The following is a 25,292-nucleotide window of genomic DNA, read 5'->3' on the forward strand; positions in this document are numbered from 1 at the left end:
TCCCTTGCTCTCCCTCAGTCGATGACCACCCAGGTGCCGCCGCGCCAGGCCATGGTGAACGTCTTGGGCTGCGCGGCCATCATCGCGATCTGCGGGCTGATCGCGCCCGGCGGCACGAGGACCTTGTCCGGCCCCTTGCTCTGCAGTTTCGCCCGGTCGACGCGGGTCGACTTCAGCTTCTTGACGTCGTCGGCCGAGAGCATCCCGAACTGCACGGGGGTGAGGCTCCGGCATTCCTTCATCCCGCCGTCGAACGCCGGCGCGGTGATCCGGCAAACAGTGTCGAGGTCCTTCTCGCCCAGAGCGTGGTGATACTCCTCCATCACGCTCGCGGCCCCGTCCGGGGTCTGCGCCACCGCGCCGCCGGTCGCGGGTTTGGTCACGTCGGACGCGACCGCCGAAGGCTTCGAAGTGCTAGGCGGTGCGCTGCTGCTGGCCGGCGCCTCCGAGGTGCTCGGAACGGCCGAAGTCTGCGGCGACGCGGCGCCCGGCGTCTGCTCTTCACACCCTGCGATCAAGAACAACGCCGCGGCCGCACAGGCCGCTCCGAGCGGTCGGATCGTCATGATGCCCCCTGTCGAGCTGCTGTTGACCAGCGAAGAGTAACAACTCGAAGGCAAGTGTCACACTTGAATCGGAGAAATCAGGAGTCGCCCGTGATCAAGGCCAGCATCGACACCGACAAGATGAGCTGAGCGGAGACGCAGGTCCGCGGCATCGCTTCCTTCTTCTTGCCGATGAAGTCGACCTGCACGACCTGTCCGTTGCTCAGCTGGACGCTCAGGGCGCAGGACTCCGCGGTCTGCTCGAACCTGGCCTTCAAGGTGCCGAACTGCCCGTTCCGGACCTCCGCGCCCGCTTTCGGCGGCACGGCTTCCAGGCCGCCCGTGCCGTTCGTGTACATCCCGACGGCCTTCGCGTAGGCGACTTCGTGGGTGCAGGTCGGTCCAAGCGGCCCCTCGCCCTTCTGAGCGCCTTCGCGGCCCGCGTTGACTCCGGCGTAATTCGCATGAGTGAACTTGACGACTTCGCAGATGTCGGCGTTCTTCAGCGCTTCGGCGGGAGGCTCCTGAACGGTGCTCGGCGCCGGTTTGCCACCGGCGAGCGGGACGAACTTCTTCAGCACTACTTCGGCGACCTTCTTCGCCAGCTCGCAGTGCTCCGCGCGAGTGCCCCCTTCGTCGTTGTCGACGTCGTAGGCATCGACAGCGATCGAGGCGTAGGCGCGGACGTCCATGTTGACCGAACAGAACGTCGCCGGTTCCGGGTCGAAGGCGTAGGTCCGGCCTTTGATCCCGGCGATCTCCACCGGCTCCATCACCGGGGAGTCCTGCGTGATCCAGCTGTACGGGCTGTAGGCGTGCACCTGCGCGCCCTTGTTGTTGGGGAACACGAACTGGCAACCGCTGAGCACGCCCTTCGTGCTCACGAGACCGAGCGGCTGGAGATCCGGTTTGATCGACTCCAGCCAGTCGCAGCCTTCCTCGCCTTGTTTCACGGGCAGTGCCAGCGGCTGGTCGAGCACCTGATCGCTGAACCCCGACCCGTCGGCGGGCGGTGTGTAGCGCGGAAACTTCGTATCGCTCGCGCCCGGTGCCGAGCCTTCGCGGAAAGCTTTTCCGTCGATGGCGCTGGAACACCCGGTGAGCAGCAGGGCAACGGCCACGAGAACCGGCCAACGAGACATGACGACCCCCAGAAATCCTCAATTCGGACGGGAGTCTAAGTCGCTTTCAGGCGCCTCGCTGGGCCTTCGCGCAACCGGTCGTGGTCACCGCCAGGACGGCAGCCACAATTCGGCGTTCCAGTGGTCGTTGGTGATCGCGTTGCCGTTGAGGATCGGCCACAACCAGGCGAAGTTGGCCACGACGAGACCCACGTAGAGTGCGACGACGAGCATGCCGGTGCCCCGGCGCTCGAACCCGCGTTTCGCGCTGCCGAGGATCTGTCCGAGAACCAGCGTCAACCCCAGTACCAGGAACGGCGCCAGCGGCGTCGCGTAGAAGTAGTACATCTGGCGGTCGAGGTTGGTGAACCACGGCAGGAACCCGGCCAGGTAACCGACGAGCACGGCGGCGTAGCGCCAGTCCGCGCGGAAGACCGACCGCCACACGCTCCAGCCGAGCATCGGCAGGGCCAGCCACCACATGGCGGGCGTGCCGATCAGCATCGTCGCCCGCACACAGGTCGACTCGCCGCAGCCGGTCGCGTCGGTGCCGCCCGCGTACGCGTAGAGCATCGGCCGCAGGCCCATCGGCCAGGTCCACGGCTTCGACTCCCAGGGATGCGGTTTGTCCTTGGGCGTCACCAGGTTCGCGTGGAAGTCGAGGACGTTCATCGTGTAGTCGCCGAGCGACCGCAACGCCGGCGGCATCCAGGCCCAGAACCCGGGATCGATGTCCTTGATCGCCACGTAGTTGCGGTCGGTCGCGGTCTCGCTCGCGAACCAGGCCCAGTAGCAGGCGAGGTACACCAGGACCGGGATGACGACGATCGCCCACAGCGCGGGCAGCACGTCGCGGCGCAGCGTGCCGACCCACGGCCGCCGCACCCCAGCCGCCCGGCGCGCGGCGACGTCGAAGAAAACGGTGAGCAGGCCGAACGCGGCGATGTAGTAGAGCGCCGACCACTTGACGCCGAAGGTCAGCCCGATCATCAGGCCGCCGGCGAACCGCCACCACCGGAAACCCAGCTTCGGGCCGAAGCGGGACTCGTCGATCCAGCCTTCACGGACGGCCACGGCGAGCCGCTGCCGCACCTGGTCGCGGTCGCACAGCACGCAGGCGAACGCGGCGAGGACGAACAACGCGATGAAGATGTCGAGCATCCCCATGCGGGACTGCAGGTGCAGGACACCGTCGCTGATCACCAGGATCCCCGCGACCGCGCCGAGCAGGGTCGAGCGGGTGAGACGCCGGGCGATCCGGATGATGAGGAAGACGATCAGCGTGCCCGCCAGCGCGGGCATGATCCGCCAGCCCCAGGCGTTGTAACCGAACAGCCATTCGCCGATCGCGATGAGATGCTTCGCCAGCGGCGGGTGGACGATCAGTTCGTAGCCGTAGTTGTCCTCGTAACCGCCGTTGCGCAGCATCTGCCACGCCTGGGGGACGTAGTGCTTCTCGTCGAAGACGGGCGTGCCCTTGTCCGTGGGCGTTCCCAGGTTCTGGATCCGGACGATGCCGCCGATGAGCGTCAGCACCAGCGTGACGATCCAGCCGCGCAGGCGATCGGTCGGCATGCCGCGGCCAAGGAGGGTGGCCTCCCGGTCACTCGGTGGCCTGAGCGCGTCGACCGGATCCGGCCGCACGCTCTCGTTGTCCCGGGTCAGCAGTGCGGTCACGGGGCATGATCCTACGGGCGGAAGAGTGAACTCGGTGTCCGGATCTGCGAACCGGTTAACCTTCGGGAATGACCGAAGGACGCCTCGTGCTGGCAGCCACCCCGCTCGGAGACGTCCGTGACGCTTCGCCGCGCCTGTCCGAAGCCCTCGCGACGGCCGACGTGATCGCCGCCGAAGACACCCGTCGTCTGCGCTCCCTCACTGCGGCTCTCGACGTCTCTCCGGTCGGGCGCGTCGTCAGCTTCTACGAAGACGTCGAGACGGCTCGCCTGCCGAAACTGCTCGAATCGCTCCAAGCGGGCGAAACGGTGGTCTTGGTGACCGACGCCGGCATGCCGAGTGTCTCGGATCCCGGGTTCCGCCTGGTGGCGGCCTGCGTCGAGGCGGACGTGCCGGTGACCTGCCTGCCCGGCCCGTCGGCGGTGACCACGGCACTGGCGCTCTCCGGCCTGCCTTGTGACCGTTTCTGTTTCGAAGGTTTCGCCCCGCGCAAGCCCGGCGAACGCGCGAAATGGCTCGGTTCGCTGAAGGACGAGCCCCGCACGGCCGTGTTCTTCGAATCTCCGCACCGTCTCGCGAGCACTCTCGCCGACGCCGCCGAGGTCCTGGGGCCCGACCGGCGCGCCGCCGTCTGCCGTGAACTGACCAAAACCTACGAAGAGGTCAAACGCGGCAATCTGCCGGATCTGGCGGCCTGGGCCGCCGACGGGGTCAAAGGCGAGATCACCGTCGTCCTCGCCGGCGCGCCGCCGCGTTCGGTGAGCGTCGGGGACCTGGTCTCGGAGGTCGCGTCGCGTGTCTCGGCGGGTGAGCGCCTGAAGTCAGCTGCCGCCGAGGTCGCCGAAGCCGCGGGAGTGTCGAAAAAGGAGCTTTACGACGCTGTTCTCGCGTCCCGGAAGAGCTAGGAGAGCAGGGCCGTCACGGCCGCGTGTGCCTTCACGGCATCGGGCTCCGCGCCGGTGATGACGTCCGTGTAGATGAAGGACTCGCCGATCCGCACCAGCAGGTAGGCCAGGTCCTCGACCGGCAGTGGTGGCGTGAGCCGCCCGGCCGTGACCTCCTCGTCGAGGAATTCGCGCATTTTGGCGATCGCGCGGCTCTGCACCACGCTGGCCTTCGTCGTGAGGATCCGCAGCGCCCGCTCGGGCTCGTTGCGCAGGAACTCCCGGAACGGTTTCGAGCAGTTCACGGTCCGGACGAAGGTGCCGACGAGTTCCGCGATCCCTTCCGCGCCGCGGCCGAGCTTGCCCGAAGCGCGCGCTTCGAAGACCTCGACGGTCATCGACCACAGGATCTCGCCGAGCAGTTGATCCCGGCCGCCGACCCACCGGTGCAGGGTCGCCCGGCTGATCCCCAGTTCACCGGCGAGCTCGCCCATGTCCACCCGGCGCCCGTCCAGGAACCGGGCGCGCGCGATCGTGAACGCGCGCAGGGCGTCCGGGCGCGGTGAGGTCAGCTGGCGTTCGAGTGCGGTTTCGATGAGTGAAACATATCACGGCATGTCTCAAGCATGAGACATATGCAAGAATGTCTCATCTCGACGAGGAGGATGCGGATGCGCGCAGTACAGGTGACCGAATTCGGCGGACCCGAGGTGCTCAACCTCGTCGACCTCCCCGAGCCCGTCCCGGGCCCAGGTCAGCAACTGGTCGAGGTCGACCGGATCGGCGTCAACTACGCCGACACCCACCAGGCCGAGAACTCGTATCTCGCCCCGAGCAAGCTCCCGCTCGTCCCCGGCGGAGAGATCGTCGGCCGCACCGCGGACGGCAAGCGTGTCGTCGCGCTCCTCAACGGTGGCGGCGGCTACGCCGAGCGAGCGGTCGCCGACGAGGTCACCAGCTTCGGCGTGCCGGACGGCGTCGACGACCTGACCGCGCTCTCCTTCATCGTCCAGGGCACCACCGCGTCGCTCCTGCTGCGCAAGAGCGCCCACCTCGAACCCGGCGAATCCGTCGTTGTGCACGCCGCCGCGGGCGGGGTCGGCTCCATCGCCGTGCAGCTGGCGAAGGCCTGGGGAGCGGGCCGGGTCATCGCGACCGCCAGCAGCGACGAGAAGCGCGCGCTCGCCCTCGAACTCGGCGCCGACGTCGCCATCGATTCGCGCGCCGAGAACATGACGGACGCGCTTCGTGAGGCGAACGGCGGCAAACGCGTCGACATCGTGCTCGACATGACCGGCGGCGCGGTCACGGACCAGAGCATCGCGGCCCTCGCGCCGTTCGGCCGCCTCGCGTTCTACGGCATGGCCAGCCGCGAGAACCCGAAGCCGATCGAAGCCCGCAACCTTCTCGGGCACAGCACCACCGTTGCCGGGATGTGGCTGCCGCACGCCTTCAAGCTCCCCGGGAACGTCTTCGGGCGCACGCTCGACGAGCTTTTCGAGCTGGCTCTCGCCGGCCGGGTCCGCGCCATCGCCGGCGGTGAGTACGCGCTGTCCGACGCACGCGCCGCCCATGAGGCTCTGCGCTCGCGCGGCACGATGGGCAAGCTCCTGCTGGATCCTGCCAAGTAGTACCGAGTAGTCAGTCGAGCAGGCGCTCCAGCGGAGCGGACTTGTGCAGGCATTCCTGCCATTCCGCTTCGCTGTCGGAGTCGGCGGTGATCCCGCCGCCGACTCCCAGCGCGATCGTGCCTTCGTGGATTTCGAAGGTTCTGATCGCGACGTTGAGTTCCATTCCGGCGATCGGCGAAACGAGCCCGATCGCGCCGGTGTAGACGCCACGCGCGGCCGGCTCCAGTTCGGCGATCAGATCCAGCGCGCGGATCTTCGGCGCGCCCGTGACCGAGCCCGGCGGGAAGGTGGCCGCCAGCAGCGCCGCGTCGTCGACGCCGTCGGCGAGTGATCCCTCCACAGTGGACTCCAGATGCCAGACCCCCGGCGCGGGCCGGACCGCGAGCAGCTCGGGAACCCGCACGGTGCCGGTGGCGCACACCCGCCCGAGATCGTTGCGGACGAGATCGGTGATCATCACGTTCTCCGCGACGTCCTTGGTGGATTCCCGCAGCCGCTGCGCGAGATGCGCGTCGGAGGCGTTCCGCCGCGGCAGGGTGCCCTTGATCGGCGTCGACCGGACGTGCCGCCCATGCCTGGCAAGGAAAAGCTCGGGGGAGAACGACACGATCGAACCCCAGTCGCCGCTGAGGAACGCCGCCCGGCGTGCTCCCAGGCGACGCGCGCCCTCGGCGAACAACGCGATCGGGTCGCCGGTGAACCGTCCGCTGAAACGAGCGCAGATGTTCGCCTGGAACAGCTCGCCGGCTTCGATCGCGTGCACACAGGCTTTGACCGCGTCGTAGTGCTCCGACGGAAGCGGGCGCGACAACGGGCCGGAACTCCAAGTCGTCGCTTCGGGAACCTCGGCGAGCGCGGATTCCACCGCGGCCACTTCCCCGACCGGATCCGGATCGCCGTCGTGAACCAGGGCTTCGAACCACCACGAGCCGTCGGCGTCCAGCCGGAGAATCCGATCGACCCAGGCCCACGCGGCCGGAGGAAGCGGCCCGGACCGGCCGGAGGGATCGGTCAGGTCATAACCCAGGTAACCGAACCAGCCGCCGCCGACCGCGCCGGGTATCGCGTCGCGAACTTCGGGCAGCCGGGCCGGGATCGCGAACGCTTCCGCCACGTTCCGCACAGGAGTCAGGGAAGCGTTGAGCGCGATGACCGCGCGCGAGGAGAACCACTCTCCGCACAGTGCGGCGGGCGGTGCGAGCCCGAGCTTCTCGGCGCGCGCACCGAGGACCGCCAGTGCCCGTTCGGGCCCGACGTCCGTCCGCAGCCTCCGGCACATCAACCGCACGCGACATTGTCACCGTTCGGACCGCCGGAAACGCAACCCGCGCCGGGCGGAAAGTGAGATCCGCGACCACGCGGTGACGTCGTGCACACCCGTCGTCACGCAATGGGCACTACAGAAGCACATCCGTGAGCTTGAACGGGTAGACCACGGTGTCCTGCGCGATCGGTCCGTCCACACCGGGCAGCCCGGTGCCGAAACCGTGCTGATGCAAGCCCAGCCGCGAGTGGAACCATCCCGGCCTTCCGGGGATCTCGTTGTGCCTGACCAGCCACAACACCACTTCGCTGTCCGCCCACTTGTCCGGGTGCAAGCGGTTCGTCCAGCAGTCGAGCCCCGCGTACACCAGGACGCGCTCGACACGCGCCGCGTTCCTGACGTGCTTGATCCACGCCTTGATGAACCGGTCGTCGACGCTGGGCGCCTCCACCTCGAGCGCGGGCGCGAGCGACCCGGGGGAGAAGGCGCCGAGCACGCTCGCCGTCCGCACGAAATGGTCGGCCTGGTCGTGGACGGCGCCTGGACGGGCGTAGTGCCGTGCGCCGGTGTGGATACCGGCGTGCTGCGCGCCGGTGAGATTGCGTTCCGCCGCGGCGTCCCGCCAGTTGGTGTTTTCGGTGATGGTGACCGAAGCGAACCGGATGTCGGCGCCACGCACCGCCGCCCAGTCCGTCACCGTCTCGCGGTGGGACAGGGTGACGCCGTGCTCACCTTCCGGGTCGATCGAACTCACCTGCCTCGAATTTCGCCCCAGTACGACCGAAAGGTCACCCTACGTCCGCGGAGCGGCCGCAAGGTGACCTTTCGGTACAGCGTGTCTCAGGCGTTTTCGCGTTGGAACGTCCGCGAGCCCCACCAGATGGCCAGAACGGCCATGACCAGCACCACGACACTCCCGGTGAACAGGGCGTCCATCGAGAAGTCACCGCGGAAACTGTTCCGCTCGACGTCCACCACGTGCCGGAACGGATTGATGCGGGAAATCGTGTACAGCCACTCCGGCGCCGAGCCCGCGGTGATCGGGATCAGGATTCCGGAAAGCAGCAGCAGGGGCATGAGAACCGCGTTGAGCAGAGCTGGGAAGGAATCTTCGCTCTTGAGCGTCAACGCCAGCGCGTACGAGCACGACGCCAACGTGATCGCCAAAAGGAAGACGATCGCCAGGCAGAGCACCACGCCACCGAACGGCGCGTTCAGGTCGAAGACCAGATACGCCAGCGCGATGATGAGCAGGGCCTGGACGATGGTCTGCAGCGCGTTGGCGAGCACCTTGCCCAGCAACAGCGCCACCCGGCTCACCGGCGTGACCCGCATCCGCTCGACCACGCCCATCCGGTACTCCGCGAGGAGCCCGAACCCGACGAAAGAGCTACCGAACAGCGCGAGCTGCGCGATGATCGCCGGGGTGAAGATCATCCAGCCGTCCACATCGGACAGGCCTTGCGCGTTGAGCGACTTCACCAGAAGCGGCCCGAAGAAGAACAAATAGAGCAGCGGCTGCATCACGCCGATGGCCAGCCACGTCGGGTTGCGCAACGCCGCGAGCATGTCGCGACGGAAGATCAACCAGGTGTCATGCAACATGCGTGGCCTCCTTCTCCGCCGCGGCCTCGGCCGATGCGCCTTCTTCGGCGTCGCGCAGGCTCCTGCCCGTCAGGGTCAGGAAGACGTCGTCGAGCGTCGGCCGGTGCACCTGCATGGACGCCATCGCGATGCCACGCGCGTCCAGCGCCCGAAGCAGTTCGGGCATCGCGGTGTCGCCGCGCGGGACGCGGAACCGCACGGTGCCGTCGGTGACGGTCAGCTCGTGCGCCCCTTCGAGACGGCCCGCGACCTCAGCGGTCTCGGCCGCCGACTCCGGTGAGACCCCGATGACGACGCTGTCGCCGGAAACCCGCGCCTTCAACGAGTCCGGAGTGCCTTCGGCGACGATCTTCCCGTCGTCGATGACGATCAGCCGGTCCGAGAGCGCGTCGGCCTCGTCGAGGTAGTGCGTGGTCAGGAAGACCGTGACGCCCTGCTCGTCGCGCAGCCGCCGGATGTGGTCCCAAAGGTTCGCCCGGCTCTGCGGGTCGAGCCCCGTCGAGGGTTCGTCGAGGAAGACGAGGCCGGGTGAGTGGATCAGCCCGAGCGCGATGTCGAGGCGGCGGCGCTGCCCGCCCGACAGGGTCGAGGTCATTCGCTGGTCGAGCCCGGCCAGGTCCAGTTGCCCGGCGAGGACGGCCCCGCGTGCGAGCGCGTCGGCCTTGCTCATTCGGTACAGCCTGCCCTGGAATTCGATCTCCTCGATGACCTTGCTCGCCGGCGCGGTGCCGCCGCCCTGGGCGACGTAGCCGATTCGCCGACGCACCCCCAGCGGGTCGGCGAGCAGGTCGCAGCCGCCGACCGTCGCCTCACCGGCGGTGGGCTTGAGCAGCGTCGTCAGCATGCGCAGGGTCGTGGTCTTCCCCGCGCCGTTCGGTCCGAGGAAGCCGACCAGTTCCCCGGCCGACACGTCGAGATCGACGCCTTTGACGGCGTGGACCTCGCCCCCATTGCGGCCCTTGCGGCGGAAACGCCGCTCAAGGCCGCGTGCCTTGATCATGTCTACTCCTTTCGGCGCCCATCTAGTCAAGTTTGACTAGTGGCAGGACGCACTGTGCCCTAGGAGTCGTTCCATAGTCAAATTTGATTACTCGGGTGGTGTGCCGAACACGGCTTCGTCGTCGCCCTCGCCCGCCATCACGTACTCGCCGGCTTCGAGACGGCCGATCAAATCCCGCATCCAGGTCACGTTCGCTTCCGCGTGCGCGCTCCACAGGCGGTACAGCTCGCTCACGTGCGGCGGTTTCCCCAGGTCGACAGCGTGTTCACGGGCGTAATGAGTCGATTGGGCGTGCGCCTCCATGTTCGCCAACTGCTGCTTTAGCAGGGCCAGCACCTGCGCGCGGGGGAGAGTCGGCATGAAAGTGACCGCCGCCGACAGCGAGTACCCGGTCGCGTCGTCGCTCGACAACGCCCTGCCGAGTTGCACGAGGAACTCGGTCTCGCCGTCTTCAGTCAGTCTGTAAGCGACACGATCGGGCCCGCCGCCCGGCTCGGCGTCCTCGACCTGTTCCAGAAGGCCTTCGGTGGTCATCTTCTTCAGCGCGTGATAGATCGAACCCGGCTGGACGTTGCCCCACTTGTCCGCCGCCCACGAAAGAAGCTCGCGCCGGACCTGGTAGCCGTGTGCCTTGCCGTACATGCGCACGACACCCAGCACCAGCAGACGCGTGGCGGACACCGAGGCCTCCGATCCTCTCCCGGACAACAATGCCTTGGACGACGTCCGTAGGCTAAACAAGCATGAGCACCCCAGTGTTGACTGCGGTGGCCTGGCCCTACGCCAACGGCCCCCGCCACATCGGCCACGTGTCCGGATTCGGCGTCCCGTCCGACGTCTTCTCCCGCTACCAGCGAATGGCCGGCAACCGGGTGCTCATGGTGTCCGGTACCGACGAACACGGCACCCCGATCACCGTCCAGGCCGACAAAGAAGGCATGACCTCCCAGCAGACGGCCGACAAGTACACGCGTCAGATCGGCCAGGACCTGCAGGGGCTCGGTCTCACCTACGACCTGTTCACCCGCACCACCACGGGCAACCACGCCGAGGTCACGCAGCAGATCTTCCTCGCGCTGCACCGCAACGGCTACGTCGTCCCCAAGACGACCCGGGGCGCGATCAGCCCCTCGACCGGCCGCACGCTGCCCGACCGGTACATCGAGGGCACGTGCCCGATCTGCGGCTACGACGGCGCCCGCGGCGACCAGTGCGACAACTGCGGCAACCAGCTCGACGCCGCCGAACTGATCAACCCGAAGTCCCGGATCAACGGTGAAACGCCGAAGTTCGTCGAGACCGAGCACTACTTCCTCGATTTGACGGCGTTCGTCGACACGCTGGGCAAGTGGCTGTCGAGCAAGACCGACTGGCGGCCGAACGTCCTCAACTTCACGAAGAACCTGATCGACGACATGCGGCCGCGGCCGATCACCCGTGATCTCGACTGGGGCGTGAAGATCCCGCTCGACGGCTGGCGCGACCAGCCGCTCAAGCGCTTCTACGTCTGGTTCGACGCGGTCATCGGGTACTTCTCGGCGAGCGTCGAGTGGGCGCGCCGCACCGGCAACCCGGACGCCTGGCAGGAGTGGTGGAACAACCCGGACGCCCGCTCCTACTACTTCATGGGCAAGGACAACATCACCTTCCACGCCCAGATCTGGCCCGCTCTGCTCTTCGGCCACAACGGCGAGGGCGATCGAGGCGGCGTCGCGGGCAAGTACGGCAAGCTGCACCTGCCCGACGAGATCGTTTCCAGCGAGTTCCTCACGATGAGCGGCTCGAAGTTCTCGACCTCGCGCGGCACGGTCATCTACGTCCACGACTTCCTGCGCGATTTCGGCCCGGACACACTGCGGTACTTCATCTCGGTCGCGGGGCCCGAGACCCAGGACACGGACTTCACCTGGGACGAATTCGTTCGCCGGACCAACTTCGAGTTGGCGAACGAATGGGGCAACCTCGTCAACCGGTCCATCTCGATGGCCCACAAGAACGTCGGGGCCATTCCTCGTCCCGACGCCCCCACGGCCGCCGACGAGGAGCTCAAGGAGCTCTCCCGTAAGGCGTTCGACACCGCCGGCGCCCACTTGCAGCGGTCACGGTTCAAGGCCGCCGCGAGCGAGGCCATGCGCGTGGTCACCGCCGCGAACCGGTACCTGTCGGACCAGGAGCCCTGGAAGCTCAAGGACGACCCCGCCCGGCGCGACAGCGTTCTCCACACGGCTCTGCAGGTCGTCTCGGACGCCAACACGCTGCTGACCCCCTTCCTGCCCCACTCGGCGCAGAAGGTGCACGAGGCGCTCGGTGGCACCGGCGTCTGGGCGGCCCAGCCCGAGCTTCAGGAAGTCGAGGACCTCGACATCCCTGGCCGGATCAACCCCATCCTCACCGGGGATTACAAGGCCGAGCAGGCGCGCTGGAAGTCCGTGCCGATCGAGGTCGGCAAGCCGCTGGAGAAGCCGACCCCGCTGTTCGCCAAGCTGGACCCGGAACTCGGCGAGACCGGTCCCGAATGGGCCCCGATCTCGAAGTGATCAGCTGATGGGTGCGGAGAAGAAGGAACTGCCGCCGATCCCGGACAGGTTGCCGGTTTCGGTGGTGGACGCGCATACCCACCTCGACGCGTGCGGCGCGGTCACCGCGGCTGATGTGACAGCCATGGTCGACCGCGCCGAACGCGCCGGTGTCTCCCGGGTCATCACCGTCGCGGACGATCTCGCAGCCGCTCGCTGGGCCGCGCAAGCGTCCACTTGGGACCCGCGGGTCTGGGCCGCCGTCGCGATCCATCCCACGCGTACCAAGGATTTCGGCGAGCCCGAGAAATCCGAAGTGGAGCGTCTCGCCAACGAGTCCAGAGTGGTCGCGGTCGGCGAGACCGGCCTCGACTACTACTGGGACTACTCGCCCCACGACGCGCAGCAGGACGCCTTCCGGTGGCATATCGATCTCGCCAAGCGGATCGGCAAACCGCTGATGATCCACGATCGAGACGCCCACGACGACGTCCTCCGGATCCTGGAGGAAGAGGGCGCGCCCGAGCAGGTCGTCTTCCACTGTTTCTCCGGAGACGAGCACATCGCGCGCCGGTGCGTCGACGCGGGATACGTGCTTTCGTTCGCCGGCACGGTCAGCTTCCGTAACGCTCGCGGGCTCCACGAGGCGGCACGGATCGTCCCCGCGGACCAGTACCTCGTCGAAACGGACGCTCCGTTCCTGACCCCGCATCCGTTCCGCGGACGTCCGAACGAGCCCTACTGTGCCGCCTACACGGTTCGGCACCTCGCCTCGCTCAGGGGCGAGGCCGTACACGAGGTGGCCGAATCGGTGCGAACGACCGCCGAGCGGGTCTTCGGATTGCCGACAGTCACCACCGGTTGAACGGATTGCGACATTAGTGATCAGCAATGGTCCACTCTGATGAGTGACCAACGTCACGACACTCCGGGCGGTGTTTGCGCAACCCGGCGAGGTTCGTTACTGTCCCGTGATCGTGCCGGTCGGGACCCGCTCAAGCGGTTTCCGGCTGTTACGCCCACAGTCACGTCAGTGCACGTCGGGGAAGCGGAACCAGGAGAGGTACGGCCTGGAACCGTGACGATGGCGCTGGCTGCGGGTGTCGGACTTCTAGAGGTGTGCCGAAGCGCGCATCGAGACGAAGGACGTAGTGGAGTGGTTGTCGAGCTCCTCGACGTCTTGGGAAAGGGAACGACCCAGTGACTGGTAGCAGTAGGCAGGATGGCTCGCGCCTCGGCGCAGAGACGAACACCTTAGCTTCCGCCGGTTCGGTTGCCGTGCTCGACCGCGACACGCAGTACGGCGAGCTGGACTACTCCGACGATCCGCGCATCACCCACCAGGACGTCCTGGCCGCGCTCGGCCCCGACGCCGACATGCTGATGGCCGAGATCGACGTCGACGTCGACGAGCTGATCCGCCTCATCAGCGCCGAGACCACCATGCTCCCGCCGATCGTCATCCCGGACGAGCTGGCCGAGGACCGCACCGCGGGCGCGCCGATGAAGGCCGCGACCAAGGACGAGGTCATCGCGAACTCGACCCGGGTCTGGAAGAAGCGTTTCCTCAAGGGAACCGTCATGGCGGTGCTGCTCACCCTCGGTGGTGGCGGCGCGGCCGCGATGGCGATGAACAAGAGCGTCACGCTCGACGTCGACGGCAAGCAGCAGACCGTCCACAGCTTCGGCGACACCGTCGGTGAGGTCCTCGAAGACGCCGGCCTCTCCGTCGGCGCGCACGACTCGCTCTCGCCCTCGCCTCAGGCCGAGGTGGGCGACGGCGGCGTCATCAAGCTGGAGCGCGGTCGCAAGCTGAACCTGATCGTCGACGGCGCGCCGCAGCAGGAATCCTGGGTCCGCGCGACCAACCTCGGCGAAGCGCTGAACCAGCTCGGTCGCGCCGACCTCGCCAAGGCCGGCACCTGGACTTCGCTCCCGCAGAACGGCGAGCTGCCCCTCGAAGGCGCCACCGTCGAGGTCAAGACCCTCAAGAACGTCACGGTCTACGACGGCGCGAACGAACCGCGCAAGGTCCAGACCAACTCCGTCACCACCAAGGAATTCCTCGGTGAGCTCCGGATGACCCTCGGCCCGGACGACGAGGCCGTCGGCGGTCTCGACGTGAAGCTGGTCGACGGCGCCGAGGTCCACATCAGCCGGACCGGCGTCACCATGGTCAAGCAGAACGAGGAAATCGCGCCGCCCGAGCAGAAGGTCGACGACCCGAACCTCGAAAAGGGCAAGACCAAGGTCGAGGACCCGGGCACCCCGGGCCAGAAGACCGTGACCTACAAGGTCACCAAGCGCAACGGCAAAGAGGTCGGCCGCGAGAAGGTCTCGGAAGAGGTCATCACCGAGGCCAAGCCCAAGATCGTCAAGGTCGGTACCAAGAAGCCCGCCGACCCGGTCATCGGGGACGCCGGCGCCTGGGACCGCATCGCGCAGTGCGAGTCGACCGGGAACTGGTCCGCCAACACCGGCAACGGCTACTACGGTGGCCTGCAGTTCAACAAGAGCACCTGGGACGCCTACGGCGGCGACCAGTACGCCGCGTACCCGCACCAGGCCAGCAAGGCCCAGCAGATCGCTGTCGCCGAGAAGGTCCGCGAGGACCGTGGCGGCTACGGCGCTTGGCCGCACTGTGGCAAGAAGGCCTGACGCCAGATCATTCCCCTTTCCTGAAGGTCACCGTGTGGGTTCGCCCGCGAGGTGGCCTTCAGGCCGTTAGGGGCTTGGGTGGCTGAGCCGGGTTCCCGGCCCTCGGTCTGGAGAATCTCGCCCACCAGCGCGCGGTCCGTATGTGGGCCACGTTCCTGGCCGGTTGTCGAAGCCCTCCTCCGCCGCGGGGCGGGCTTTGGGGGCTCTGAGGCGGCGTCTGGACGGGCTGGGGACGGTTGGCGGGCTCCGTGGCCGGCTCGGCAGCCTGAGACTGCTCGCTGACCCGTTCCGAGCTCTGCCGGGGCACGGGGATGTCCGGGTCGCTTTCCGCGAGCTCGACGATCTCCGCGAACGCGTCGCCGCGACGCTCTGCCGGCGAACGGTCGTCGGCTTCCTTGTCAGGGGCCGGATAGGCCCGCGGCACCAGGAGCGCGTTCAGGCGGGCGCCCGTCTCGGCATCGAGGTCGCCGCGCATGTCCCAGCGGCCGGTTCGTTTCTGGCGCAACCAGAACTCGCTCCGCCGCCTTTGCGGAGCGGGGTCGTCTTTGGGTTTTCCATCCGGGTCGTGTTCTGCGAGCAGCTCCGTGCCCGCGACCGTGACGTCGCGCGGTCTCGCGACGCCGGCGAGTTCGACCAAGCCCTTCTCGGCCTCGAGCCGTGCGCTCGCCGTGACGTGCTCGGGCAGCTTCTTCATGACCGTGACGATCCGGTCGATACTGGCCTCGGCCAACGCGCCGGTGGTGGCCGAGGTGCCGGTCAGGGGCGCGACGGGGTCGATCGACGTGCCGTCGCGCGCCCGTCTCGAATTGAGCGCCAGCGCTCTGCCGGTCACTCTTTGAGCCTCTGCTCGAGGCACCCGGGCCACATGTTCGTAGAAGACGGCGATCGAGTTGTATCCGTAGAGGTCCCGGACACCACGTGACTCGATCTCGGCCAGGATCTGGCCGACCTCGGCGACAAGACGTCGCCCTTCGCGTAGCCGAGTCCGCAACTCGTCGAGAAGCAGTTCGGCGTCGCCTTCCGGCAGGTTGAGCGGGAAGGCCTTGGGAATGTTTGTGCTGGTCATCCCTCGATTGTCGAGGCAGATTCGAACGAATGCACGGTATCGATCGGGTGGATGATCATCACGCTCCGGCTGCGCCGAACTGCGCCGATCACCCTTGAGTGGGATACGTGTCGCTTGGGAAAAGCCATCCGGATGGTGGGGTCGGATCAGGCCGGCCCCATGCCTGAGCGATGCCTCCGGTCCCACTCCTCGCGGAGCACCCCGTAGACGACGGCGTCATGGACGCCGCCGGACCAGCGCCGGGCGCGCCGGAACCGGCCTTCTTCGACGAACCCGAGCCGCCGCCCGACGGCGATCATCCCCGGGTTCCCCGAGAACGTGGCGAAGTCCAGGCGGAGCGTGTCGGTGCGGGAGAACAAGTAGGTCGTCCACATGCGCAAGGCCTCGGTGCCGAACCCGCCGCCCCAAAACCGTTCGTCGTAGATGACCAGCCCCATCCGCCGCCAGTCGGTCTCCCTGCTTTCCCAATACCAACTGACCCGGCCGATCAATCTTCCGTCGCTCAGGTCGCATACGGCGAGGCTGGTGCGGGGATCGGGCGGCTCGGCCTTGATCGTGGTGAGTTCGCGCGCCGTGGATTCGACGGCGGCCGTGGTCGGGGTGCCGAAATAGGGTCCGTTCGTTTCGTGCCAGGGCCGCGCGGGATCGAGTAGGTCGAGGAGCGGCCCGAGGTCGGAAGGGCGCCAGTCGCGCAGCCGGACTTTTTCACCATCGAGTACGACGTCGTCCACCGGCCAATCGTGGCTTACCGGGCCTGGTTACGATCGTCGGGTGACTGAACTGCTCGGTCCTGCGGAAATCAGGGCGCTCGCGGCCGAGCTGGACGTACGTCCGACCAAGAAGCTCGGCCAGAACTTCGTGCACGATCCCAACACGGTGCGCCGCATCGTCGACCTCTCGGGGATCGGCGAAGGGGACGTCGTCCTGGAGGTCGGGCCGGGCCTCGGCTCGCTGACACTCGGACTGCTCGCGACCGGCGCCGAGGTCGTCGCGGTCGAAATCGATCCCGTGCTGGCGGGACGGCTGCCGAGCACCGTGGCCGAGCGAGGCGGGGCCGAAAGGCTGACGGTCGTCGGCGCGGACGCGTTGCGGATCACCGCGGACGATCTGCCCGCACGACCGACGGCGCTCGTCGCGAACCTGCCGTACAACGTCGCCGTTCCCGTCGTGCTCCACCTGCTCGCCGAACTGCCGTCGCTGACCAGTGGTCTCGTAATGGTCCAGACCGAGGTCGCGGACAGGATGGCGGCGGGTCCGGGAAGCCGGACTTACGGCGTGCCCAGCGTCAAGCTCGCCTGGTACGGGAAGACGCGCAAGGTCGCCGCGGTGCCCCGGGCGGTGTTCTGGCCTGTTCCGAACGTCGACTCCGCCTTGGTCGCCTTCGAACGGGGCGACGTGGTGTCGTCCGTGGAACGGGAGCGGCTGTTCGCGGTCGTCGATGCCGCCTTCTCGCAACGGCGGAAGACCTTGCGGGCCGCGTTGGCGTCTTGGGCCGGTTCCGCCGAACGCGCGGGGGAACTGCTCGAAAAGGCGGGTATCGACCCGAAAACCCGCGGGGAGCAGCTGGACGTCCATCAGTTCGCCCGGATCGCCGCGGCTGCCGGCTGACCACCTGGCGCAGGTGTGACCGGGGCCGCGCGACTGCGTGGTTCCTCCTCTCGATCCGGCGCGGGCGAACCTTGTCTTAGCAGGCAGCGCGCCTGCCGCAGGCCGGGTACGCCAGCCGGCGTCCCATGATATGGGCAGCCAATCCTGTATGATGGACGCGACCAGACGTGTGATCTGCGCCTACGCGCTTGCTTTCATCCAGTGGGATCGGTTTTACTCAGTGAGCCATCCCGAGCGACTGAGAGACCTGGCTCGCCGAAGTCGCAGCAACCACCCTCCACAGGGCAGGTGCTACAGCCAGGACCGATGGAGGCTGTGCCTAATGAACAGGGTCACCCACCCGCTCCTGCTGACCAGGCGACGTGTCGTCGATGAAGGTCGCCGCACGGTAAGTGCGTGTCGACGCTCCACCGTTACTGCCTGAGTTCTTTCCCTTACCTCTGAATCCGTCCGTTTCCCGGACGGTCACTCGGTGACGGTTGGCGCGCTCGAAAGAAGCAGCGCCCCATTTGCATGGAGCCTTTCGTGATCACTGTCGAAAACCTGTCCAAGTCCTTTCCCCTCAACGGAAATCCCGTCGTCGCACTGCGCGATGTGAGCGTGGACATCCAAGCTGGCTCGCTGTTCGGAGTCGTCGGTCCGGCGGGCTCCGGCAAATCGACCCTCGCTCGTTGCATCGGTCTCCAGGAGCGTCCCGACCGCGGCGTCGTCCGTCTCGACGGCCTCAACACCGGGACCCTCGACGGACGCCGTCTCCGCGAAATCCGGCGCCAGGTCGGAGTCGTGAGCACCAAGCCGGAGCTGCTCGCCGAGCGCACCATCGCCGGCAACATCGCTTCGCCGCTCGAACAGCTCGGCCTCGACGGCCCGCAGCGCCGTAACCGGGTCGGCAACCTGCTCGATCTGGTCGGGCTCACCCCCCGTGCCGGGCAGCGACCGGGCGACCTGTCCGAGGGCCAGCTGCGCCGGGTGGCCATCGCCAAGGCGCTGGCCGCCGGACCGTCCGTGCTCTTGGCCGACGACCCGACGGCGGGCGTGCAGCCCGAGGAGTCCGGCGCGGTCCTGACCGTGCTCGACCGTGCGCGCGCCGAACTCGGCGTCACGGTGCTGCTCACCACGCCCGACGCGGGTGTGGTCCGCCGTGTCTGCGACGACGTCGCGGTGCTGGAGGCCGGCGCGGTCATCGAACGCGGAACCGTGCTCGACCTGATCTCCGACCCGAACAGCCGGACCGCGCAGGCGCTGCTTCCCGCGATCGAAACCGGGCGGGCGCAGGCCTCGAAGTACGACCGCGCGGTGGACGTCGTGCTCGTCGGCTTCGCCTCGGTCGGTGCGCTGCTGCCGGAGGCCGCCGGTCGCTTCGACGTCGAGCTCGCCACCATCGGGGGCGGCCTGACCCGGATCGGAGACACTCCGGTCGGCCGGTTCCGCCTCGGGGTGCGCGGTGAGCGCGCGGACGCCGCGCTCGCCTGGATCGCCGAACGTGGCGGCCACGTGACCCACCCGGTCCGCGGACCGCAGGGTGTCGCCGCCTGATTTCTCTCCGAACGGGCCGCTCAGGACGAACTGCGTCCGGGGCGGCCCGTTCGCGTCTGCCCCCTCCGTTCTCTTTCTCCTGGTGGCAGCGCAAGTGGAGCGGCCACGTAGGCTTGAGGCGTGCTCGCCGTCGTACCGCCCCCAGTAACCGTCAGGGTTCCCGCCAAGGTCAACCTGCACCTGTCGGTCGGTGACGTACGCCCGGACGGTTACCACGAGCTGGTGACCGTGTTCCAGGCGCTTTCCCTGACCGACGAGGTGACCGTCGCGGTCACCGAAGACCCCGGCGTCGAGGTCTACGGCGAAGGTGAAGGTTCCGTGCCGACAGGAGCCAATAACCTCGCCTGGAAAGCGGCGCAGGCGCTGGCGGCCCATGTCGGCAAGGCGGATGGCGAGTCCAAGGTCAGAGTGGTGCTGCGCAAGGGCATCCCGGTCGCGGGCGGGATGGCCGGTGGCAGTGCCGACGCGGCCGCGACCCTGGTGGGGCTCGCGTCGCTTTGGAAGCTCGACATTTCCCGGGACGAGCTGGCGGGTATCGCCGCGAAGCTCGGCAGCGATGTTCCTTTCGCGCTTTACGGCGGGACAGCGCTGGGCACCGGCCGGGGCGAGCAGCTGGTGCCCGTCTTGTCGAGGCACACCTTCCACTGGGTCTTGGCGTTCGACCAGCGTGGGCTTTCGACTCCGAGGGTGTTCGGCGAGCTGGACAAGTTGCGTGAAGAGGGCAGCCCGCCGCGGATCGGCTCACACACCCCGGTGGTGGAGGCGCTGGCCTCCGGCGACCCGCGGCAGTTGGCGCTGCTTCTCGGCAATGACCTGCAGGCGGCCGCTGTCTCACTGCGTCCGGGGCTGCGCCGCACATTGCGGGCGGGAGTCAACGCGGGTGCGCTCGCCGGCACCGTGTCCGGGTCCGGGCCGACCTGCGCCTTTCTGTGCGCGGACGCCCAGTCGGCCGTCGAGGTCGCCGCGGAACTGTCCGGCGCCGGTGTCTGTCGCACGGTGCGTGTCGCGCACGGGCCGGTCCCCGGAGCCCGGCTGGTCGGCGGAGACGACGCGCCGCGGCCGTCGCCGCCTCGGGTGCACGCATAAGGGTGTCCGAAATGGACATCGACCAATTCGTTGTGGTGCGAGCTTTTTGGAAAGGATCGGCTGAGGCATGGCCAACTTGGTCAACCTGGAGTCGGTGAGCAAGTCCTTCGGGGTGCGCCCGCTGCTCGACGGTGTTTCGCTCGGTGTGGCGGAGGGGCAGCGTATCGGTGTCGTCGGTCTCAACGGGGGCGGGAAGACGACGCTGCTGGAGGTCCTCGCGGGGATCAGCGAGCCGGACACGGGACGTGTCAGTCAGGTCCGGGGCCTGCGGATGGCCGTGGTCACCCAGCGGACCGAACTTCCCGACGGCAGCACGGTCGGAGATGTCGTGCTGGAACGCTACGGCGCGGAGCACGAGTGGGCCGCTGACGCGCGTGTCCGGTCCATTATGGATGGTCTGGGTATCACCGCTCTCGGCATCGACAAGGAGACGGCGAACCTGTCGGGTGGCGAACGCCGCCGGGTGGCGCTGGCCGCCGCCCTCACCGGTGAACTGGACCTCGTGGTCCTCGACGAGCCGACCAACCATCTCGACGTCGAAGGTGTGCGCTGGCTCGCGGATCACCTGCTCAACCGCAAGATCGCGGTCGTGGTCGTCACGCACGACCGGTGGTTCCTCGACACGGTCGCGAGTCTGACCTGGGAGGTCACGAACGGTCGCGTCGAGCAGTACGAAGGTGGTTACGCGGACTGGATCTTCGCGCGCGCCGAGCGGGCGAGGCTGGCGGCGACGGCGGAAGAGAAGCGGCAGAACCTCGCTCGTAAAGAGCTCGCGTGGCTGCGCCGCGGCCCGCAGGCCAGGACCTCGAAGCCGCGCTACCGCGTCGAGGCGGCGGAGGCGCTGATCTCCGACGTGCCGGAGCCGCGTGATTCGGTCGAGCTGCAGGCGTTCGCCCGCCGTCGGCTGGGTAAGACCGTGCTGGAGATCGAGGACGCTACGTTGACCGTCGGCGACCGCACCCTGCTCGATCGCGTCACCTGGCGGATCGGGCCCGGGGATCGGATCGGCCTGGTCGGCGTGAACGGGTCGGGCAAGACGACGCTCCTCAAGTTGCTCGGTGGTGACAGGGAGCCCGAGACGGGGCGGCGCATCCAGGGCAAGACGGTCAGCCTCGCGCACCTCCGGCAGGAGCTCGACGATCTGCCGGGCGATCTGCGCGTGCTGCAGGCGATCGAAGAGGTCTCCGGACGTGTCGTGTTCGGCAAGCAGGAGCTCACCGCTTCCCAGCTGGCCGAAAAGCTGGGTTTCCCCGCCGCGAGGCAGTGGACGCCGGTCGAGGACCTTTCCGGTGGCGAACGCCGCCGCCTCCAGCTGTGCCGGCTCCTCATGGCCGAGCCCAACGTGCTGCTGCTCGACGAACCGACCAACGATCTCGACATCGACACCTTGCAGCAGCTCGAAGATCTGCTGGATTCCTGGCCGGGCAGCCTCGTCGTCGTTTCGCACGACCGATACCTGGTGGAACGCGTCTGCGACACGATCGTGGCCTTGTTCGGGGACGGGCAGGTGACCCACCTGCCGGGCGGGATCGAGGAGTACCTGAACCGGCGCGCCAAGAGCCTCGAGAAAGCCGGCGGTGACCGGAAGGCGGGCAACGCGCAGGCCTCCGCGCCCAAGAAGAGCGCCGCGGAACAGCGGGCGGCTCAGAAGGAGCTGTCCCGTCTGGAGCGCAAGCTCGACCAGCTGCACACGAAGGAAGAGAAGCTGCACGCGGCGCTGCTCGCCGCGGCGACCGATCCGACGAAGCTCATCGAGCTGAACACCGAACTGAAAGCCGTCGAAACGGAGAAGGAGGAGGTCGAGGCCCAGTGGCTCGAGACCTCCGAAGCGATCGAATGAGTTCACGCGACGGCGAGCGGGCCTTTCAGCGCGGACAGTAGTGTGACGCGCATGAGTCGGTTCGTGGACACGCTCGTCGCCACCGCGGCGGGGCGAGGTCAGCAGCGGGGAATGGTCACCGGGGAGCCCAAGGAGCCGGTTCGGCGTACGTGGGCCGAGATTCACGAGCAGGCCAAACGGGTCGCCGGGGGTCTGGTGGCGGCTGGGCTGGAGCCCGGCAAAGCGGTCGCGGTACTGGCGGCGGCGCCGTCGCTGATCGCGCCGACGGTTCAGGCGGTTTGGCTCGCCGGCGGCAGCGTGACGATGCTGCACCAGCCGACGCAGCGCACCGACCTCGCCGAATGGGCCGAGGACACCGTTCGCGTGCTGCGGATGATCGGGTCCGGCCTGGTTCTGCTCGGTGAGCCGTTCGATCAGCTGGCGCCGGTGCTCACGGAGCACGGCATCGCGTTCCAGGTCATCACCGAGCTGCTCGAGGCCGAACCGCTGGCGGAGCCCGTGCCCACGGCCGAATCGGACACGGCGCTTCTCCAGCTGACCAGCGGATCGACGGCCGACCCGAAGGCCGTTCAGATCACCTACGGAAACCTGTACTCGAACGTCAAGGCGATGGTCGACCGGGCCGAGTTCGATTTCGACGTCGACGTGATGGTCTCGTGGCTGCCCACCTTCCACGACATGGGGATGGTCGGCTTCCTGACGGTACCGATGACGTTCGGCGTCGAACTCGTCAAGATCACGCCGCTCGAGTTCCTGTCGGGACCGTTGATCTGGCCGCAGCTGATCAGCAAGTACAACGGCACGACCACGGCCGCGCCGAACTTCGCGTACGCGATCGTGGGCAGGCGGATGTCCCGTGTCGAGGACGACGACGCGTACGATCTCTCGAAGCTCCGGATCGCGCTCAACGGCGCCGAGCCGATCGACGAGACGGCCGTGCGGACGTTCGTCGAGGCTGGAGCACGCTTCAAGATGCCCGCCGAATGCGTCTTCCCGGCGTACGGCATGGCGGAGGCGACTCTCGCGGTTTCATTCGCGCCGTTGTTCACCGGCTTGACGCTGGACGTGGTCGAGGCCGACGCACTCGAGGCGGACAACCGCGCGGTGCCGGTCCCCGAGGGCGACCCGCGGCGCGGGACCGACGAGGTCCGTTCCTTCGCGGTGCTCGGTCCGCCGCTCGACGGGCTCGAAGCCGAGATCGTCGACGACAAGGGAACCGTGCTCGGGGAGCGCGAGGTCGGGGAGATCCGCCTGCGCGGCGAGGCCGTGACCCCGGGGTACCTGACCATGGAGGGGCCGCTCGCGACGCAGGACGAGGACGGCTGGCTGCTCACCGGCGACCTCGGCTACCTGGTCGACGGCATGATCGTGATCTGCGGCCGCCGCAAGGACGTCATCATCATGGGCGGCCGGAACCTGTACCCGACCGACATCGAACGCGCGGCGACCTCGGTCGAGGGGGTCCGGGCGGGGAACGCCGTCGCCGTGCGGCTCGACGCCGGCAGCCGGCGGGAACGGTTCGCCGTCGTAGTCGAATCCAAACTCGCCGGAGACCCCGAAACGGAGAAGGCGCTTGCGAAGGAGGTCGCGGCCAAGGTACGCGGCGCCGTCGACATGCGACCCTTCGCTGTCGTGGTGCTCCCGGCGGGAAGCCTCCCCAAGACGCCCTCGGGCAAGGTGAAGCGGGCCGCGACCGCAGTCCAGTTCGCGGACAAGATCGCCAAGAACGCGGCGGCGAGCTGACACGAAAGGGCCGGGTCCGCGAACATCGCGGACCCGGCCCTTTCGCTGCACCTCCCGGTGGTCAGCGGCGTCGCCAGGGTGGCTTACGGGTATGGGTGTGCTCCAAGGCGGGCGCTATGTAGTAGCTGGCGGATTGCGACAGCCCGGCCAGCGTTCCTTCGACGTCTCGCAGGAACGCGTCGACCGCTGCCTGGTCATAGCCTCGTTTCGACAGCGGCGCCTTGGCGAACGCGACGTTGTGGACGTCCGAAACCGTCAGGTCGTCATCGCCGTCGAGGGTCGCCGCGACCCGTTCCAGGAAGGCGTCGACCGCGGGTTCGTGATAGCCGCGGGCCCCGATCGGCGCCCGGTCGAACTGCCGGGTTCTGGCCTCGAAGGCGGTGACGGGCACTAGCGCTCCCGCAGGAACTCGACGGGACCGCGGGCCGGGACGGCGCGTTCGGCGGTCGCTTCGTCCTCTTCGCGGGCGCCGGGCACGCCGAGCGCGTGCTGGCCGGTCCGGTGGGCGAGCTGCACTTCGACCTTGTCCAGGAAATCGTCGACTTCGCGTTCGTCGTAGCCGCGCTTACCGATCAACGGCCGCGAGAACATGACGTGGTGGACCTCCGCGGCCGTCAGGTCGTCCCGGTCCGAGATCGTGTCGGCGATCCGTTCCAGGAACGCGTCGACCTCGTGTTTGGCGTATCCGCGTCGCCCGATCGGGGCGTTCGGGAAAGTGGCGCCGGTGATGTCTTCGGCCGTAAACGACATGAAACTCTCTCCGGTTTCGGTGGGGAATGCGATCTCCGCATTCCGTCCTAACGGGTTTGAGAGTTCCCCGGAAGAGCCAGCGCTATTCCACGACTCGATCAGGGGCGTGGTGAAACGCCTTCGAGTGACGAGGTGTAACACACCGCCATGTGAGCGGGTTCACCCAGCGTGGAAGGTGTTCTGGGCCGCGGCGAGCCCGGTGCTGATAAGCGCTTCAACGGCGTCGGCGCAACGATCGATCTCGAAAGCGAGCTCTTTCCGTTCGACCGTCGAGAAGTCTTTCAGCACGAAATCCGCCGGATCCTGCCGTCCCGGAGGGCGGCCGACGCCGAAGCGGACACGGTAGTAGTCCTTCGTGCCCAGCGATTTGGTGATCGAGCGGAGGCCGTTGTGGCCGTTGTCGCCGCCGCCCAGTTTCATCTTGAGCGCGCCGAAGTCGACGTCCAGCTCGTCGTGGATGACCACGACACCGGCCGGGGGGATCTTGTAGAACCGGGCCGCGCCCACCACGGGGCCGCCCGAGAGGTTCATGTACGAACGCGGCTTGACCAGGACCACCCGCCTGCCCGCCAGCCTGCCTTCGAGGATTTCGGCGCCGCTCTTGTGGGCCTTGAACTTGCCACCGACGCGGCCGGCGAGTTCGTCGAGCACCATGAAGCCGACGTTGTGCCTGTTGCCCGCGTACTGAGGGCCGGGATTGCCGAGGCCGGCGAGCAGGATCTGCTCGCCGGCCCCGGGAAGTACTGCTTCGGTCACATCGGT

At 67.9% G+C, this 25,292-nt stretch carries 25 protein-coding genes and 1 riboswitch; of the genes, 11 read left to right on the forward strand and 14 right to left on the reverse strand.

Annotated features, from left to right (window positions below):
- Positions 1-14: 14 nt before the first annotated feature.
- A complete protein-coding gene (locus tag NQK81_RS30865) occupies positions 15-383 on the reverse strand; it encodes a hypothetical protein (protein ID WP_257484308.1) in 369 nt (122 codons plus the stop codon).
- Here NQK81_RS30865 and NQK81_RS30870 point away from each other — a divergent pair.
- The gene (locus NQK81_RS30870) at positions 376-606 is read left to right on the forward strand and encodes a hypothetical protein (protein ID WP_257484309.1); all 231 of its coding nucleotides are present in this window, start codon (positions 376-378) and stop codon (positions 604-606) included. The two genes, NQK81_RS30865 and NQK81_RS30870, sit on opposite strands and share 8 nt — an antisense overlap.
- Before the next feature lie 37 nt (positions 607-643).
- On the opposite strand, the gene NQK81_RS30875 is transcribed toward NQK81_RS30870, so the two are convergent.
- Both NQK81_RS30875 and NQK81_RS30880 read right to left on the reverse strand, forming a co-directional pair.
- Positions 644-1,687 carry a DUF3558 domain-containing protein gene (locus tag NQK81_RS30875; protein ID WP_257484310.1) on the reverse strand — a complete coding sequence of 348 codons (1,044 nt, stop codon included), beginning with the start codon at positions 1,685-1,687 and terminating at the stop codon, positions 644-646.
- A gap of 84 nt (positions 1,688-1,771) precedes the next feature.
- On the reverse strand, positions 1,772-3,343 hold the full coding sequence (locus NQK81_RS30880; protein ID WP_257484311.1) for a dolichyl-phosphate-mannose--protein mannosyltransferase: 1,572 nt from the start codon (positions 3,341-3,343) through the stop codon (positions 1,772-1,774).
- A 68-nt stretch (positions 3,344-3,411) separates the two neighbouring features.
- Here NQK81_RS30880 and rsmI point away from each other — a divergent pair, with 68 nt between their 5' ends.
- On the forward strand, positions 3,412-4,248 hold the full coding sequence (gene rsmI / locus NQK81_RS30885) for a 16S rRNA (cytidine(1402)-2'-O)-methyltransferase (RefSeq protein WP_257484312.1): 837 nt from the start codon (positions 3,412-3,414) through the stop codon (positions 4,246-4,248).
- Here the strand turns inward: rsmI and NQK81_RS30890 are convergent.
- Positions 4,245-4,721: a QsdR family transcriptional regulator gene (locus NQK81_RS30890; protein ID WP_257484313.1), complete on the reverse strand. Its 477-nt coding sequence runs from the start codon at positions 4,719-4,721 to the stop codon at positions 4,245-4,247. The two genes, rsmI and NQK81_RS30890, sit on opposite strands and share 4 nt — an antisense overlap.
- Positions 4,722-4,898: 177 nt before the next feature.
- On the opposite strand from NQK81_RS30890, the gene NQK81_RS30895 reads away from it, so the two are divergent.
- Complete coding sequence (locus tag NQK81_RS30895) at positions 4,899-5,858, forward strand: quinone oxidoreductase family protein (RefSeq protein ID WP_257484314.1); 960 nt, start codon at positions 4,899-4,901, stop codon at positions 5,856-5,858.
- Between the two features lie 10 nt (positions 5,859-5,868).
- On the opposite strand, the gene NQK81_RS30900 is transcribed toward NQK81_RS30895, so the two are convergent.
- The 5 genes from NQK81_RS30900 to NQK81_RS30920 form a co-directional block, all read right to left on the reverse strand.
- On the reverse strand, positions 5,869-7,146 hold the full coding sequence (locus NQK81_RS30900) for an aminodeoxychorismate synthase component I (RefSeq protein WP_257484315.1): 1,278 nt from the start codon (positions 7,144-7,146) through the stop codon (positions 5,869-5,871).
- Between the two features lie 109 nt (positions 7,147-7,255).
- Complete coding sequence (locus NQK81_RS30905; RefSeq protein ID WP_257484316.1) at positions 7,256-7,876, reverse strand: glycoside hydrolase family 25 protein; 621 nt, start codon at positions 7,874-7,876, stop codon at positions 7,256-7,258.
- 86 nt (positions 7,877-7,962) lie between these two features.
- Positions 7,963-8,727 carry an ABC transporter permease gene (locus tag NQK81_RS30910; protein WP_126736485.1) on the reverse strand — a complete coding sequence of 255 codons (765 nt, stop codon included), beginning with the start codon at positions 8,725-8,727 and terminating at the stop codon, positions 7,963-7,965.
- Entirely contained in the window at positions 8,717-9,727 is a 1,011-nt protein-coding gene (locus NQK81_RS30915; protein ID WP_257484317.1) for an ATP-binding cassette domain-containing protein, read from the reverse strand. The genes NQK81_RS30910 and NQK81_RS30915 overlap by 11 nt, the downstream gene beginning before the upstream one ends.
- Before the next feature lie 87 nt (positions 9,728-9,814).
- Positions 9,815-10,408, reverse strand: coding sequence for a PadR family transcriptional regulator (locus NQK81_RS30920; protein ID WP_257484318.1), 594 nt, complete (start codon positions 10,406-10,408; stop codon positions 9,815-9,817).
- 62 nt (positions 10,409-10,470) lie between these two features.
- Here NQK81_RS30920 and metG point away from each other — a divergent pair, with 62 nt between their 5' ends.
- The 3 genes from metG to NQK81_RS30935 all read left to right on the forward strand — a co-directional run bounded on the left by metG (position 10,471) and on the right by NQK81_RS30935 (position 14,901).
- Positions 10,471-12,264, forward strand: coding sequence for a methionine--tRNA ligase (gene metG / locus NQK81_RS30925; protein WP_257484319.1), 1,794 nt, complete (start codon positions 10,471-10,473; stop codon positions 12,262-12,264).
- Positions 12,265-12,271: 7 nt separating this feature from the next.
- The gene (locus NQK81_RS30930) at positions 12,272-13,108 is read left to right on the forward strand and encodes a TatD family hydrolase (protein WP_126736482.1); all 837 of its coding nucleotides are present in this window, start codon (positions 12,272-12,274) and stop codon (positions 13,106-13,108) included.
- A gap of 413 nt (positions 13,109-13,521) precedes the next feature.
- Positions 13,522-14,901 (forward strand): resuscitation-promoting factor, encoded by a 1,380-nt coding sequence (locus tag NQK81_RS30935; RefSeq protein ID WP_192744123.1) that lies wholly within the window; start codon positions 13,522-13,524, stop codon positions 14,899-14,901.
- A gap of 58 nt (positions 14,902-14,959) precedes the next feature.
- Here the strand turns inward: NQK81_RS30935 and NQK81_RS30940 are convergent, their stop codons facing one another.
- Positions 14,960-15,967: a DUF222 domain-containing protein gene (locus NQK81_RS30940; protein ID WP_257484320.1), complete on the reverse strand. Its 1,008-nt coding sequence runs from the start codon at positions 15,965-15,967 to the stop codon at positions 14,960-14,962.
- A 146-nt stretch (positions 15,968-16,113) separates the two neighbouring features.
- Positions 16,114-16,698 (reverse strand): GNAT family N-acetyltransferase, encoded by a 585-nt coding sequence (locus NQK81_RS30945; RefSeq protein WP_257484321.1) that lies wholly within the window; start codon positions 16,696-16,698, stop codon positions 16,114-16,116.
- Positions 16,699-16,738: 40 nt separating this feature from the next.
- Here NQK81_RS30945 and rsmA point away from each other — a divergent pair, with 40 nt between their 5' ends.
- The 5 genes from rsmA (at position 16,739) to NQK81_RS30970 (ending at position 23,780) form a co-directional block, all read left to right on the forward strand.
- A complete protein-coding gene (rsmA, locus tag NQK81_RS30950; protein ID WP_257484322.1) occupies positions 16,739-17,575 on the forward strand; it encodes a 16S rRNA (adenine(1518)-N(6)/adenine(1519)-N(6))-dimethyltransferase RsmA in 837 nt (278 codons plus the stop codon).
- A 222-nt stretch (positions 17,576-17,797) separates the two neighbouring features.
- A riboswitch (SAM riboswitch) is annotated at positions 17,798-17,888 on the forward strand.
- A gap of 212 nt (positions 17,889-18,100) precedes the next feature.
- Complete coding sequence (locus tag NQK81_RS30955) at positions 18,101-19,111, forward strand: methionine ABC transporter ATP-binding protein (RefSeq protein ID WP_192743540.1); 1,011 nt, start codon at positions 18,101-18,103, stop codon at positions 19,109-19,111.
- A 120-nt stretch (positions 19,112-19,231) separates the two neighbouring features.
- A complete protein-coding gene (locus tag NQK81_RS30960; RefSeq protein WP_007028772.1) occupies positions 19,232-20,197 on the forward strand; it encodes a 4-(cytidine 5'-diphospho)-2-C-methyl-D-erythritol kinase in 966 nt (321 codons plus the stop codon).
- A gap of 67 nt (positions 20,198-20,264) precedes the next feature.
- The gene (locus NQK81_RS30965) at positions 20,265-22,037 is read left to right on the forward strand and encodes an ABC-F family ATP-binding cassette domain-containing protein (RefSeq protein ID WP_257484323.1); all 1,773 of its coding nucleotides are present in this window, start codon (positions 20,265-20,267) and stop codon (positions 22,035-22,037) included.
- Positions 22,038-22,088: 51 nt separating this feature from the next.
- Positions 22,089-23,780 carry a fatty acyl-AMP ligase gene (locus NQK81_RS30970; protein WP_257484324.1) on the forward strand — a complete coding sequence of 564 codons (1,692 nt, stop codon included), beginning with the start codon at positions 22,089-22,091 and terminating at the stop codon, positions 23,778-23,780.
- Between the two features lie 61 nt (positions 23,781-23,841).
- Here NQK81_RS30970 and NQK81_RS30975 read toward each other — a convergent pair whose 3' ends face one another.
- From NQK81_RS30975 to pth, 3 genes are all read right to left on the reverse strand, one after another.
- Positions 23,842-24,171: a DivIVA domain-containing protein gene (locus NQK81_RS30975; protein ID WP_257484325.1), complete on the reverse strand. Its 330-nt coding sequence runs from the start codon at positions 24,169-24,171 to the stop codon at positions 23,842-23,844.
- Positions 24,171-24,530 (reverse strand): DivIVA domain-containing protein, encoded by a 360-nt coding sequence (locus tag NQK81_RS30980; RefSeq protein ID WP_257484326.1) that lies wholly within the window; start codon positions 24,528-24,530, stop codon positions 24,171-24,173. The genes NQK81_RS30975 and NQK81_RS30980 overlap by 1 nt, the downstream gene beginning before the upstream one ends.
- A 159-nt stretch (positions 24,531-24,689) precedes the next feature.
- Positions 24,690-25,286, reverse strand: coding sequence for an aminoacyl-tRNA hydrolase (gene pth, locus NQK81_RS30985; protein WP_257484327.1), 597 nt, complete (start codon positions 25,284-25,286; stop codon positions 24,690-24,692).
- Positions 25,287-25,292: the final 6 nt, after the last annotated feature.

This window comes from Amycolatopsis roodepoortensis (assembly GCF_024628825.1).
In the GTDB taxonomy this organism is placed as follows: Bacteria; Actinomycetota; Actinomycetes; order Mycobacteriales; family Pseudonocardiaceae; genus Amycolatopsis; species Amycolatopsis roodepoortensis.